The following is a 13,598-nucleotide window of genomic DNA, read 5'->3' as shown; positions in this document are numbered from 1 at the left end:
CCAAGCAAGTGGCGGCAATTGCGAGGCGTGGCAAGCATGCTTCGCTTTACGCGCCCAGGGTGTCGTCCGTCAGGCGAAGGCGTCCCACAACAACTTCACACCGGACACTCCGAGCATGACGGTCGCAAAGACGAAGAAGGCGCGCTCGGGGATGCGCTTCAGCGCCTTGAGTCCGATCCACACGCCGATCGGGGCGACCGGCGCCAACAGCAGCGACATCTTCAGGGATTCCCACGAAAAGAGGCCCAACGCGATGTAGGGCACGATCTTCACCGCATTCACGGCGGTGAAGAAGATCACCGTCGTCGCGACGAAAGTGCCCTTGGGCAATCCTCGATTGAGAAGGTAGACGAGCAGCGGCGGCGAGCCGGCGTGCGCGATCGTGCTCGTGAAGCCCGACACCGCGCCCCAGAAGAGGCCTGTCATCTTGCCCGGCGGCCTTGACATCTTCAGGCGCGCACGCAGGCCGAAGATGCGGTCGAGCGAGAACAGCACCGCGATGGCGCCTACGCATCCCTTCACAGCCTTCTCCGGCATCCATCCGAACACTGCCGAGCCGATCAGCATGCCGAGCGCCGCCGCCGGCAGCAGGATACGGATCTCCTCCTTCGACCACTTGCCCCAGTACGCGCGGATGCCGATCCAGTCGATGAACACGAGCAGCGGCAGCATCACCGCCGCGGCTTGGGCGGGCGTGATCCACAGCGACATGAAGGGCACGGCGAGGCCGCCAAAGGCGCCGCCGAGGCCGGACTTGGAAACGCCGGTGAGCAGCACGGCAATACCGGCGACGATCCAGCCTGCAGTATCGAAGGTCATCAGGGATTCCGGAAAATGCAAAAGCCGCATCCCGACCGCGCACAAGCGGGCCCGATGCGGCTCGAACTGGGGGCGGGATTCTACGTCGCCACGCCCCGGCGCGGAACTTACTTTCCGGCGAGCGAACGCTGCAGCACGTCGAGAACGCGCCGCAGATCCTCGATCGGCACCTGCCCCGGAGCCGACGCCTTCTGTCCGACCGCAAAGCTCACCGACGAACCGAACACCCAGCCGAACAGGCGCGAGAGCGAGCCGTAGGCGCCCATCGACATGCTGATGATGGGCAGCGAGATCTTCTTCTGACCATCCAGCGTCGCCTGCAGCACGGTCAGCACGTCCTCGAGCCCCTGCGGCATCACCGCGACCTTGGCGACATCCGCGCCGGCCTTCTCCATCGCCACGAACTTCGCGACGATCTCCTCGGCCGCGGGCGTCTTCTGGAAGTTGTGGAAGGACGCGATCAGCTTCGTGCCGGTCTCGCGCGCGAGCTCGACCGCGGCGGCAAAATGCTTCGGCTCGCACGACAACTCGTAGTCGAGGAAGTCGACCGCGCCCGAACGCGCGACCGCCTGGTACATCTCGAGCACCTGCTCTTCCGAGATGCCGATCGTCTCGCCGCCTTCGCGGATCGAGCGGCGCGTGAAGATGATCGGGATGCCCGCCGAACTCTTGCGCACTTCCTGCGCCAATTCCACGACGCGGTCGGTCTCAGCGATGCCGGAGAAGAAATCCACCCGCCATTCGAGCAGGTCGGGCTGCTTCGCGACTATCGCGTCGAGTTCGCCGAGCACGCCGGCCTCGTCACGGCCGACCAGCGGTGCGCACACCAGCGGTTCCTTGCCTTCGCCGACCGGCTTGCCTTTCACTTCCAGAGCACGGGTAAATGCCATCTATCGATTCCTCGTCAGTTCGAAAAGGGCGTTCGCGCGACCCACAGGCCGCGCCCGCCCTGTCCTCAATCCTTGTAGCCGACCAGCTTGCGGATGCCGTCGGACGTATAGCCGTCGTAACCGAACAGCGAAAGATACAGCGGCGCCATCTCGATGAACATCTCCCGCCCCATGTGAATCGTGCAGCCGCGTTCGCGTGCTGCGAGCAGGAGCGGCGTGAAGTCGATCTTCATGATGACGTCGGCGACCACGGTGCCCGGCGCGAGGCGCTCGACCGGAACCGGCAGCGGATCGCTCTCCTTCAGCCCGAGCGGGGTCGCATTGACGAGGAGATCGTAGCCCGCCGGATCGTTCGTCGCGACGAAGGCCTCCCGGCACACCCCGAAGCTCGTGAGCCGCCCCGCGAGCCGCGCAGCGCTGTCGGTGTTGATGTCCGACACGCCCACGCTCGCCGCGCCGGCCTCGCCCAGCGCCACGGCGATCGCCGCACCGACGCCGCCCGAGCCGACGACCAGGCAGCGCATGCCCTTCGGTTCGACGCCCGCGCGCTTCAGCCCGCTCACGAAGCCGATGCCGTCGAAGAGATCACCGAACAGCGTGCCGTCCGCGCGCTTGACGATTGCGTTGCACGCCCCGGCGGCCTTCACCGCGGCGCTCGCCGCATCGAGGAAATCGACGCACGCAGGCTTGTGCGGGATCGTGACCATCGCGCCGCGCACGTTGGAGACGGCAAAAAGGGCCGGCCCGACCCTCGGGAAGTCGGCCGGCGCGATCTCCAGCGGCACTACCACGGCATCGATGCCTATGGCCGCGAACAGCTGGTTGTACAGCATCGGCGCCTTTACCTGGCCGACCGGGTAGCCGATGACCGGGTAGAGGAGCGTCGAACCGGAGATCGACAGCGGATTCATTTCTGCAGTTGCCATCGGAATGTTCCTTCCATTATTGGATGCCTGAAAGCGCTGTCTGTCGGGGTTGAGGGCCGGTTCGTGCGCTGATTCCTCTCGTCAGTCGGTGCTGACGTGCGACACCTTCGCGTTCGGCGAGTAGATGTCGAGGATGTTCCAGTGGCCGGTCGTCGGCACCGGGTTGTTCTTCATCGCGACGTCGATCACGAAAGGCTTGTTCGACTTCACCGCCTGCGCGAGCACTTCCTTGAACTGCTCGGCCGACTCGATCTTCACGCCTTCCGCGCCATACGCACGCGCCACCGCGGCGAAGTCCGCCTGGTAGGGCTCGCCGTCCTTGCGGAACAGCGTGCCGGTCGTCGTGCCGTAATGCGCCTTCTGCAGGCCGGCAATGGTGCCGAACGCGAAGTTGTTCATGACCACCCAGATCACCGGGATGTTCTCCTCGACCGCCGTCGCGAGCACCGCCGGGTTCTGGCCGAAGCCGCCGTCACCGACCAGCGACACGACCACGCGGTCCGGGAACGCGACCTTCGCGCCCAGCGCGGCCGGCGCGCCGAAGCCCATCGTGCAGTAGCCGCCCGGGGTCAGGATGCTGCCCGGGGTATAGATCGGGAACTGCTGGCCGACGCCGTTCTTGTTCCAGCCCACGTCGGTCGTGATGAAGGCGTCGCGCGGCAGCACTTCGCGCACCACCGACAGGATGCGCTCGGGCATCATCGGGAAGCAGTCGTCCTGCACGAACTTCTGGTTGCCGGCGACGAAGGTCTCGCGGAAGGCAGCGATTTCCTTGCGCAGCGCGTCGTTCTTGCGCCCTTCCGGCAGCATCTCGCGGGCGACGCGGTTGAGCACGGTCAGCGCGTTCTTCAGGTCGGTGACGACGCCGATCTCGACCGGGTAGTTGCGGCCGATCTCGTTGGAGTCGATGTCGATGTGGATCAGCTTGGTCGGGGGGAAGCTGAAAGTGAACTCGTTTTCCCACGAGCTGCAGTCGGCTTCCGCGAAGCGCGTGCCGAGGCCGACGATCCAGTCCGCGTTGCGGCACTTGTCGTTCACCAGCTTGGTGCCCCAGAAGCCGGTCATGCCCAGCACCAGCTCATGGTCGTCCGGCAGCACGCCCTTGCCCATCAGCGAATGCGCGACCGGCAGCGACAGGTGCTCGGCGAAGGCGCGCAGCTCCTCGGCCGCATCGGCCAGGATCACACCGCCGCCGGCGTAGATCACCGGGTCTTTCGCGTCGAGCAGCGCCTGCACGATCTTCTTCGCGGTCACGTCGTCGATCGAGGGCTTCTGCAGCGCCTTGGTGTGATGACGCAGGCGGGTGAACAACGAAACGTCGATCTCGCGCGAGAAGAAATCCATCGGCACGTTCACCAGCACCGGGCCGGGACGCCCGCTTTCGGCGAGCTGGAAGGCCTTCTCGAGGATCTCCGGGAACAGCTCCGGCGTATCGACGCGCCACGCGCGCTTCACGAAGGGGCGGTAGATCTCCCACTGCGACGCGTCCGCGTGCAGGTTGATCTCCTGGTGCGGGTGCTTGCCGTAGTAGTAGCTCGGGATGTCGCCGGCGATCACGACCATCGGGATCGAGTCGAGCGCGGCATTCGCGACGCCGGTCGCGGCGTTCGTCAGGCCCGGTCCGAGGTGCGACAGCACGACCGAGGCCTTCTTCGTCGCGCGCGCGTAGCCGTCGGCGGCGTGCGCGGCGATCTGCTCGTGGCGCGTGTTGATGAGGCGGATCTTGCTGTCTTCCAGCGCCGTCAGCACTGCGATGTTGGTGTGCCCGCACAGGCCGAAGATGTGCTCGACGCCGCGGTCTTCGAGGTAGCGGACGAGCTGGTGGGAAATCAGTTGCTTCATTTGGCGTCGCCTCCAGATTTGAATGTCGATTGCCTAGTCGATTACGGCGCGGCGAATCGCGCGCCCTGTGCCGTCACTGCGAAGCCGGGGCTACGCCTGATTCTTCCCGGGTACGGCACGGCGCGCCGGTCCCGCATAGGTGTAAGGAATGTTCTTGGGCATCGGACCCTTGATGCGGCCGCCCTGCTGCGACTGCTCCCACGCGTGAGCGAGGATGCCGACCGAGCGCGACAGGATGAACAGCCCGCGCCCCAGTTCCGGCGCGAATCCCAGTTCCGCGTAGATCACCGCCGTCGCGCCGTCGATGTTCATCGGGATGCGCTTGCCCTTGCGGCGCTCGAGGATCGCCTCGACCTGCTGGCCGATCTGCGAATACAGCCCCTCGACGACACCCTTCGCGCGCGCCTCCTCGACCATCGCCAGCAGCTTGCCCGAGCGCGGATCGATCGGATGGAAGCGGTGGCCGAAGCCGGGGATCACCTTGCCGTTTTCCGCGATATAGGCGTCGAGCGCGGCTTCAACGGCCTCGTCGAGCGGGGCCCCCTCACCGATGCGCTTCGCCGCATCCGCGTAGAGCTCCATGCACTGCTGGCCCGCGCCGCCGTGGATGCCGGCGAGCACGTTCACCGCCGACGCCATCGCGTTGTTGAGCTCGACGCCGCAGGTCACGGCCATGCGCGAGATCGCGATCGACGGCGCATGCGGACCGTGATCCACCGCGGCAACGAGTGCCGCCTCCAGCAGGCGCGACTGCTCCGCCGTCGGCAGGTCGCCGCGCACCATCAGCCAGATCATCTGCGGGAAGCTGACGTTGCCGATCAGCTCCTCGATCGGGTAGCCGCGCATCGCGATCTTCCCCGGCTCGATGTCGATGATTTCGGTGGTCCACCACGCCTGCGCGTCGCGGACGATGTCCTCGGCACTCTTCATGTTCAAACCGCCTGTTGTTCGTGGAGTTGCAAAATCTCGGGCGCGGAATAGCCCAACTCGGCCAGCAGCGAATCGGTGTGCGCGCCCAGCACCGGCGGCGGCGTCGCCACGTCGGGATTGCCACCGCGCATCTTGAAGCCGGCGCGCACGAGGCTGAGGTCGCGGCCCACGCCCGGCACATCTTCGAACTTGGCGAGCAAGTCGCGTTCGCGGATCTGCGGATGCTCGAGCACCTGCGGCACGGTCAACACGCGGCCCGCCGGCACGCCCAGCTTCGCGAGGATGGTTTCCCACTCGGCCGCCGACTTCGACGCCAGCCCTGCCTCGACCTCGACCTTCAGCGCCTTGCGGTTGCGCTTCCTGGCCTCGCGCTCGGCGAAGCGCTCGTCGGTCTTCAGATCCGGCCGGCCGATCGCGTCGGCCAGCGCCTCGAACTGCTCCTGCTTGTTCGCCGCGATGTTCAGCGGCCCCTCGCCCGTGCGGAAGGTGCCCGACGGCGCCGCGGTGAAGTTCTCGTTGCCCATCGGCACCGGCTCCTTGCCGGCGATCAGGTAGTTCGACACCACCCAGCCCATCGTCACGATCGTCGAGTCGAGCATCGAAACGTCGATGAATTCGCCTTCGCCGGTCTTCGCCTGACGCACCAGCGCGCTCGACACCGCGAAGGCCGCGGTGATGCCGCCGATGGTGTCGGCGACGGGGTAGCCCACGCGCAAGGGAGCGGACTCATCGTCGCCGGTGATGCTCATCACCCCCGACATGCCCTGCACGATCTGGTCGTAGGCCGGCGCGTGCCGCATCGGACCCTGCTGACCGAAGCCCGAAATCGCGCAATAGACGAGCTTGGGATTCACTTCCTTCAGCACGTCGTAGCCCAGACCCAGGCGATCCATCACGCCCGGGCGGAAATTCTCGACCAGCACATCGGCGCTCTTCACGAGGCGGAACAGCACTTCCTTGCCCGCCTCCGACTTGAGGTTCAGCGTCAGCGACTTCTTGCCGCCGTTCTGCGCGAGGAAGGACGCGCCCATCTTCGCCTTGTTCAGCGCCGGATCGGCGCCGAGCTGGCGCGCCAGATCGCCCGACTCGGGCACCTCGACCTTGATCACCTCGGCACCGAGCAGCGCCAGCTGATACGCGCAGAACGGCCCCGCCAGCACGTTGGTCAGGTCCAGGACGCGAATTCCGGAAAGCGCTGCAGTCATGTGCTACCCCTAAGTTCACTGTGGATCAACATCGATCCTGTCACGTTGATCGAATAATAGAACGCAATTCTTCACAGTGCAACCGTTTTTAGAACCTTGTTTTGTTTTTCAGAACAAGGTCGCAAAACATCCGTCTGACCCGCGGGCCCGAGCCATGGAAAAAGGGATGGCGTCGCCGCGCCACGGCAGGAAACAGATGGAGGTACCGCGGCGTCGCGACGCGGGGAAAGGAGGCACGTGCCGCACGCCGGACGGGCGCGACACGCAACTCAGCGGGAACGAATCAGGCCGCGGCGACCTTGTCGGCGAGCCACTGCACCGACGCCTGCGCGCGGGCGATCACGGCCGGCAGATCGGCGCGTAGATTCTCGTCATTGAAGACTTCGAGCGTGTAATCGCCCGCATAGCCCTTGCCGCGCAGGCGCGCGACGAGGTCGGAAATCAGCCGGCCGTGCACGCCCTCGCCGGGAAAGCGGCGCTCGTGGCGCGAAATCTCGACGAACTCGTCGATCTCGGTCACGAAGTCGAAGGAGCAGTCCGACAACTGGGCGAGGAAGATGCGGTCGGCCGGAATGTCCGCCAGCAGATCGAGCGAGGTCTGCCGCATCAGGATCTGGAATGAATCGATGACGAGACCGACGTTGTGGCGATTCGCCATCTGCACGACCCGCCACGCATCGGGGTACTCGCTCACCCAGCGCCCCCACGCCAGTGCCTCGTAGCCGATGCGGATGCCGTAAGGGGTTGCGAGCGTGCCGAGCACTGCGAGGTTGCGCGCCAGCGCCGCCGGGTCGGCGATGGCCGTGGGGGCTGTCGACGAGGACACGATCAGCAGCCGGCAACCGACCGAAGCCGCCAGTTCGATCATCGATTTCGCCGCATCGATGCGATAACCGACCTCGCGGTCCGAGTCCCCGGTCATTTCCCGCAGGAACTGGAAGGCGCTTACCCGCACGCCGCTCGTGCGCACCTTGCGTGCAGCGGCAGCGGCTCCATCGGGATGCGCCAGCAAATCCTTGGCGCTCAATACCAGGGCACCGAATCCTGCTTCCCGCACGGCGTCCATCTTCTCGTGCAGAGTTCCGGGGAGCGTCGCGCTGTTGATCCCGATCCTGTGAGTCTTCATCGTTCGTGCCGCCCGGGCGGTGAAATGTGATTGCTGTCGAACCTGGCCGCGCCGGATCACTCCGTGCGCTGCACGATCTCGAAATAGAACGGCTCCACGACCGGCGCGGTGACCAGATGCTTCACGCCCGACCGCTCCGGATCGCTCTCCGGCCCGCGGGCGACCGGAACCCCCGTCTCGCCGAATCCTGCCGCCACCTCGGCAAGCGAATGGGTCTCTATGCCGATACAGGCGATCCCCTCGACATTCAGCGGGTCGGCTGCCGGCTCCCCCTCGCGTACCTGGTCGGACGCCGGACGCAGGACGATGCGCAACTTGCCGCAGGGGCTTTCCATCCAGATGGACCCGCTCGCGCTCGTTTGCAGCACGCGGAATCCGAACACCTGCTCGTGAAACTCGATCCACTCCTGCTCACGACCCGCACACACGGTGAGCGCCACGTGCTCCACGCTCGTCAGCCCCATCGGCGTCGCGGGGGGCTTCGTCTGCGGCATCGGAATGAAGTCGACATCGTAGATCGTGTGATCGCCGTAGCGGTCGATGAAGTAAACGTGCGTTCCGCCAATACCGATGATCGCGGGGATGTTCAGTTCCATCGCGCCCGCATGCGGCGGCACGTCCCACGCACCGGTCGCCTGCGCACGCTTGTAGGCGGACGCCACATTCTTCACGCGCAGCGCGATCGCGCAGATCCCCGGCCCGTAGGTCCGGTTGAACGTCTGCGCAAAGCTCTCCTCGTCGGAGTTGATGAGGAAATTGATGTCGCCCTGGCGGTACAGGACCACGTTCTTCGACCTGTGCTTCGCCACGGCGGAAAAACCCATGCGTTCGAAATGGGCGCCGAGCGCATCCGGGTCGGGCGAAGCGAATTCGACGAATTCGAGACCGTCCATCCCCAGGACGTTGCCTGAAGCGTCAGAGGTCGGAAAAAACGGGTCTTGCATCCTTTGACTCCTGGTTGCCACTTGCGAGCGGGTCGTAAAGTATCCGGCCGGGACCGCGCCTGACCTCGGCACGATTATTGTTGTCCCGGCAACGAACTGACGTTCGGGCTGAACCCGTCGAAGCCCCGCCACTGCGCTTCGACAAGCCGGGCCTGAGCGAAGTCGAAAGGCTCAGCGCGAACGGAAGTCGTCGATGACCGCTTTAATATCATACGCCCCGCATGAACCCAACGGCTTTCTGCGCCGCCGCGCGCGGCCTTCCTGCCGGTGTTGCCGCCTCGCCGCACGGGGCCGGTCGTCGCCTGCAAACACCATTGCAACGGATAGAACGATGTTCCATTATTTAATGGTATCGTAGATCGACCCCGGCAGTCGTGCCGCCTCGCCGCCACGATTCCGTGCTGGCCCCCGCTGCCTGCGGCGCCGCGCGCACCCGGGCGAGATTGACCGTAAACCCGGTTATCATGTTCCAATAATGAGAACCTGGTTTCATTTTACTGGAGCATTCCCATGAGCAGCGAAGGCGTCGCATCCGTAGAACGCGCCCTGACCATCCTCGATGTCTTCACCGACCGGGACAAGAGCCTGACCCTGACCGAGATCTCCAAGCGTGCAGGCTTCTACAAGAGCACCACGCTGCGGCTGGCGGAGTCGCTGGAAAAGTTCGGCTACCTGCGCCGCCTCGACGACGGCGCCTACCGCCTGGGCCCCAAGCCGCTGTACCTCGGCTCCCTGTACCAGAAGCACTTCAGCACCTCGGACTTCGTGCCGCAGATCATGCGCCGCATGTCCGAGGAAATCCGCGAAGGCATCTCCTTCTTCGTGCGCGACGACGACCGCCGCGTGTGCCTGCACCGCGTCGACTCCCCGCGCGCGATTCGCGACGCGATCCATGAAGGCGACGCCTTCCCGCTCAACAACGGCGCGTCCGGCCACGTCCTGCTCGCCTTCAGCGGTCTGTCGGGTGCCAGGTACGACCAGATCCGCGACCGCTGCTATGCGATGTCCCTGGGCGAGCGCGACCCCGAAACCGCGGCGGTGGCCTGCCCCGTCTTCGCCGTCCAGCAACGCCTAGTCGGCGCACTGTCGGTCTCCGGCCCCAAGTACCGGCTCGACGAAAAGACGCTCGAAGCCATGGTGCCCACGCTGCACAAGTTCGCTGCCGAACTCACGCAACTGCTCGGCGGCACCTGGCCCGAAGTCCGGGGGTTGCCGAAGGCCCAGACGGCCTGATCCGCGCTCCGGTCGGAAGACCGTCACGGCGGGGCGCTCATCCGCCCCGGTTCCCTTCCTCCCCCGACGGCCCGGGCATTGCCCGGCACTCGCGGAAGATCCGCACCCTGCAATGCGCGCATACCTGCGGGTCGAGCGCGGGGACGATGCGCGCCAGGGCTTCGGCCTTGCTCGCGAAGATGTGCCCCCCGCCGCGCAGGCTGTCGTGCAGCCCGCTGCGTCGCCACGCGTCGAGCACCCGCGGTCGCGGCCGGTGGAAATACAGTCCGCCGCCCACCTCCGCCCGCGTGCGGAATTCGCGCGCCCACAGCTGTTCGCCGGCGAGATCCACGAAATTCATGCTCTTGGCCATCACGAGCAGGTGCTTCTGCCCCGGATGGCGCTCGCGGAACGCCTTCAGCACATCCCCTACGTACTGCGCCGCCCCGAAGTACACGTCACCCTCCATGCGCACCAGCTTCAGTTGCGGGCACTCCGCCGCCTCGCCCGGGATGTCCTCGACGGGCGTGAAGCGCCGCTCCGGACCATGCGGCACCAATACCCGCATCACCGGCCGGGACGTGTGATGAAGGTAGAAGATCAGCGACAGCCCCACTCCGATGAGGATCGCGAACTCGATCGGGATGAGCAACATCGCGCCCCACGTCGCACCGAGGCAGACCGCCTCCTGCCGGCTGAAACGCGCAATCTCGACAATCTTCGGCACGTTGATCAACGACCACGCTACATACAGGAGCAGTGCCGCAATCGCCGACATCGGGATACCGGCGAGCAGATCCGCCCCGGCGAGGACCAGAAGCAGCAGGAGCAGGCTCGAAAACACCGCCGCGAGAGGCGTCCGCGCACCGACCTCGAGATTCGGCAGCGAGCGGTTCAGCGAGCCGCAGGATAGGTAGGAGGAGAAGAAGCTGCCGGCGATGTTCGACAGCCCCTGCCCGAAGAATTCGCGATTGACGTCGATATGCTGTCCCGAGCGTTCCGCGAGCGCCTTCGCAATCGAGATCGACTGACCCAGCGCAACGATCGTCAGCGACAGCGCGATGCCCGACAGCTGCGCGAGCGTTGCCGGCGAAAGGTCCGGCATGCTCAGGGGAGGAACCGCCGACGTCAGCGCTCCGAGCCGCTCGATGCGCTCACCGGTCTGCATCTGCCAGCCCTCGGCGAGCGCATAGCCGGCCGCCAGGCCCAGCAACATCGCCGGCCAGCGCCGACGGTAGCGGACGACGACCAGCGTCGTGGCGACGGTCACGAGCGCGACGAGCGGTTCGCCCGCTGCAAGCACGCCGCCCGATCGCGCCAGCTCCCACAGCTCCAGCGCCGCGCGGTAGCCGATCAGGCAGGCCGCGCCCGACATGAAGCCGAGCAGCACCGACGGCGAAATGAAGTTGGCGAGCGAACCGAGGCGAAAACGGGCGATCAGGAACTGCATCACGCCGACCATGAAGGTGGCCGTGAGCACGAGCCGCAGATAGTCCGGCGAACCCGGCATCGCCAGCGGCGACAGCATCGCGAAGAGCGCGAGCGAGTTGGCGTTCGTGGGGCCGGACATCACGTGACGGCTCGAACCGAACAGCGCCGCGACGATGCACGGAACGATCGCCGTGTAGATTCCGTACTCGGGCGGCAGGCCCGCCAGGCGTGCGAAGGCCACCCCTTGCGGCAGAACCAGCAGCGCACCGAGCAGCCCGGCGAGCAGGTCCGCGCGCAAGCCGGCCGCAGTCAGCGTCAGCAACCAGTCGCCGCCGCCGTGAGCGGCCAGCGCCGGGAAAATCCGGCTCCGCAGCCTGTGCAAATCCTTTGCCCCTCGATTGTCCGTACGCCTGCGGCACGGTTTGCTTGACGACGCCACCCCCGGTCTGCGTCGCATTGCGGACAATTATCACCCGCGCACGTGTCCGCCGCATCCGCCGCGGGAAGCCGGCTATCTTCCCCCGCCGACGAGGCATTCCATGACCGCGTGCCACCCCGCCTCGGCCCCGGCGCCCGCCTGCGCAAACGCGGCCTCCAGCTGGACCATCTGTGCACCGGTGAGACGTGCTTCCAGTGCCTCGCCCGCAGGCGTGAGCCGCAACTGACGGACGCGCCGGTCGTGCGCGGCGGTTTCCGTCGCGACCAGCCCCATCTCGACCAGTTGCCGCAATGGTGCATTCAAGGCCTGTTTGCTCACGCCCAGCACGCCGAGCAAGGCATTCACCGAAACGTGCGGATTGCGGCCGACGAAATACAGGATGCGGTGATGCACCCGTCCGAGGCCGCGCTCTTCGAGGATGCGGTCCGGCGGCGCGGTGAAGGCGCGATAGCCGAAGTACAGCAGCTCGATCGCCTTGCGCAGCCGTGCCTCATCGGCAGCGGACGCGGAGTGGGCGCAGGAGAATTTTTGGTCAACCATATTGACATGCTAGAAGGCGAACCATTACCTTGTCCATAGGTCAAGATTATTGACATTTCACCGGACGCCACGATGACCGCCCAGCCTTCCGCCCTCCCCGCATTTTCCACCCGCACCCGCGACCTGCACGCGTCGCCGATCCGCGAAATCCTCGCCGTCGTCGATCGCCCGGGCATGATCTCGTTCGCCGGCGGACTGCCCTCCGGCGACAGTTTTCCGCGCCTGTCCCTCGACACCATGCCGCAGAATGCGCTGCAGTACGGTCCCAGCGAGGGGGAACGCCCGCTGCGCGAATGGATCGCCGCGGACCTGCGCACGCGGGGCCTGGATTGCACGGCCGACCAGGTGCTGATCGTCTCCGGGTCGCAGCAGGGCATCGACCTCGTCGCCAAACTGTTCATCGATCCGCAGACCCCGGTTGCCGTGGAGTCCCCGACCTACCTCGCGGCCCTGCAGGTGTTCCGCTTCTTCGGCGCACGTCTGCTCGCCTACGATGCCGAGGCACCCGATACGGCATCGTTCGTGCGCGAGAAACCCGCGTTCGCCTACGTCATCCCCACCTTCCAGAATCCGAGCGGACGCTGCCTCGACGCCGCGCAACGCGCCGCCCTGGCCGCCAGCCTCGACGAAGCGCGGATCCCCGTGTTCGAGGACGACCCCTACCGCGACCTCGCCTACGATCCCTGCGAACGCACGCCGCTGTGCGCGCGGCTGCGGCGCACGCCGTGGATCTACCAGGGCTCCTTTTCGAAGAGCCTCGCTCCCGGACTGCGTCTGGGCTACCTCGTCGCCTCGCCCGAACTGCTCCCCTTCCTGACGCGCCTCAAGCAGGCTGCCGACCTGCACAGCAACCGCGTCAGCCAGTGGGTGGTGCTGCAGCAGCTCAACGATCCGGCGCGCCATGCGCGCATCGACACCCTCGTCGCGAGCTATCGCGCGCGCCGCGACGCGTTCGAACAGGCCCTCCGCCGACATTTCGGCGACATCGCCACGTGGCGCACGCCCCCCGGCGGCCTCTTCTTCTGGTTGACGCTTAAGGAGCGGATCGACACCCGCGCGCTCCTGCCGAAGGCCATCGCAGCGAACGTCGCCTTCATGCCGGGCGAGCCCTTCCTGCCTTACGAGGTCGAGGCCTGCGGCCAGCTGCGGCTCAATTTCAGTCATGCGACCGCGGAGCAGGCCGACGTCGGCCTGGAGCGCCTGGCGGCGTTGGTGCGAAGCGCGTCCTGATTCCGGTCGTGCCCTCTCCGGCCCCCCGGCCGCCGGCGGTCCGTCCCACCCGCCCTGTGGCATG

12 protein-coding genes are annotated in these 13,598 nt (G+C 66.3%); 2 read left to right on the top strand and 10 right to left on the bottom strand.

Annotation, left to right across the window (positions count from 1 at the left end):
- Window positions 1-69: 69 nt before the first annotated feature.
- The 8 genes from BW991_RS09545 to BW991_RS09510 form a co-directional block, all read right to left on the bottom strand.
- Entirely contained in the window at window positions 70-819 is a 750-nt protein-coding gene (locus BW991_RS09545; RefSeq protein WP_076601863.1) for a sulfite exporter TauE/SafE family protein, read from the bottom strand.
- A 107-nt stretch (window positions 820-926) separates the two neighbouring features.
- Window positions 927-1,709: a type I 3-dehydroquinate dehydratase gene (gene aroD / locus BW991_RS09540; protein WP_076601862.1), complete on the bottom strand. Its 783-nt coding sequence runs from the start codon at window positions 1,707-1,709 to the stop codon at window positions 927-929.
- Between the two features lie 65 nt (window positions 1,710-1,774).
- Window positions 1,775-2,635 carry a shikimate dehydrogenase family protein gene (locus tag BW991_RS09535; RefSeq protein ID WP_084205028.1) on the bottom strand — a complete coding sequence of 287 codons (861 nt, stop codon included), beginning with the start codon at window positions 2,633-2,635 and terminating at the stop codon, window positions 1,775-1,777.
- Between the two features lie 81 nt (window positions 2,636-2,716).
- A complete protein-coding gene (locus tag BW991_RS09530; protein WP_076601860.1) occupies window positions 2,717-4,477 on the bottom strand; it encodes a thiamine pyrophosphate-binding protein in 1,761 nt (586 codons plus the stop codon).
- Window positions 4,478-4,567: 90 nt separating this feature from the next.
- On the bottom strand, window positions 4,568-5,407 hold the full coding sequence (locus BW991_RS09525) for a citryl-CoA lyase (protein WP_076601859.1): 840 nt from the start codon (window positions 5,405-5,407) through the stop codon (window positions 4,568-4,570).
- A 2-nt stretch (window positions 5,408-5,409) separates the two neighbouring features.
- Window positions 5,410-6,612, bottom strand: coding sequence for a CaiB/BaiF CoA transferase family protein (locus BW991_RS09520; protein WP_076601858.1), 1,203 nt, complete (start codon window positions 6,610-6,612; stop codon window positions 5,410-5,412).
- A 283-nt stretch (window positions 6,613-6,895) separates the two neighbouring features.
- Window positions 6,896-7,738 carry a sugar phosphate isomerase/epimerase family protein gene (locus BW991_RS09515; RefSeq protein WP_076601857.1) on the bottom strand — a complete coding sequence of 281 codons (843 nt, stop codon included), beginning with the start codon at window positions 7,736-7,738 and terminating at the stop codon, window positions 6,896-6,898.
- Between the two features lie 56 nt (window positions 7,739-7,794).
- Window positions 7,795-8,682 (bottom strand): 4-hydroxyphenylpyruvate dioxygenase family protein, encoded by an 888-nt coding sequence (locus BW991_RS09510; RefSeq protein ID WP_244551655.1) that lies wholly within the window; start codon window positions 8,680-8,682, stop codon window positions 7,795-7,797.
- A gap of 510 nt (window positions 8,683-9,192) precedes the next feature.
- On the opposite strand from BW991_RS09510, the gene BW991_RS09505 reads away from it, so the two are divergent.
- Window positions 9,193-9,915, top strand: coding sequence for an IclR family transcriptional regulator (locus BW991_RS09505; RefSeq protein ID WP_076601855.1), 723 nt, complete (start codon window positions 9,193-9,195; stop codon window positions 9,913-9,915).
- Between the two features lie 37 nt (window positions 9,916-9,952).
- On the opposite strand, the gene BW991_RS09500 is transcribed toward BW991_RS09505, so the two are convergent.
- A complete protein-coding gene (locus BW991_RS09500; protein ID WP_212566874.1) occupies window positions 9,953-11,707 on the bottom strand; it encodes a SulP family inorganic anion transporter in 1,755 nt (584 codons plus the stop codon).
- A gap of 129 nt (window positions 11,708-11,836) precedes the next feature.
- Window positions 11,837-12,304 carry a MarR family winged helix-turn-helix transcriptional regulator gene (locus BW991_RS09495; RefSeq protein ID WP_076601854.1) on the bottom strand — a complete coding sequence of 156 codons (468 nt, stop codon included), beginning with the start codon at window positions 12,302-12,304 and terminating at the stop codon, window positions 11,837-11,839.
- A 72-nt stretch (window positions 12,305-12,376) separates the two neighbouring features.
- Between BW991_RS09495 and BW991_RS09490 the strand changes: the two genes are divergently transcribed.
- Window positions 12,377-13,534 (top strand): aminotransferase-like domain-containing protein, encoded by a 1,158-nt coding sequence (locus BW991_RS09490; RefSeq protein WP_084205026.1) that lies wholly within the window; start codon window positions 12,377-12,379, stop codon window positions 13,532-13,534.
- The last annotated feature ends 64 nt before the right edge of the window (window positions 13,535-13,598 follow it).

The sequence above is a fragment of the Aromatoleum tolulyticum genome, from assembly GCF_900156155.1.
Lineage (GTDB): Bacteria > Pseudomonadota > Gammaproteobacteria > Burkholderiales > Rhodocyclaceae > Aromatoleum > Aromatoleum tolulyticum.
The sequence above is the reverse complement of the archived record's forward strand: the minus strand, read 5'-3'. Positions and strand labels throughout refer to the sequence as shown.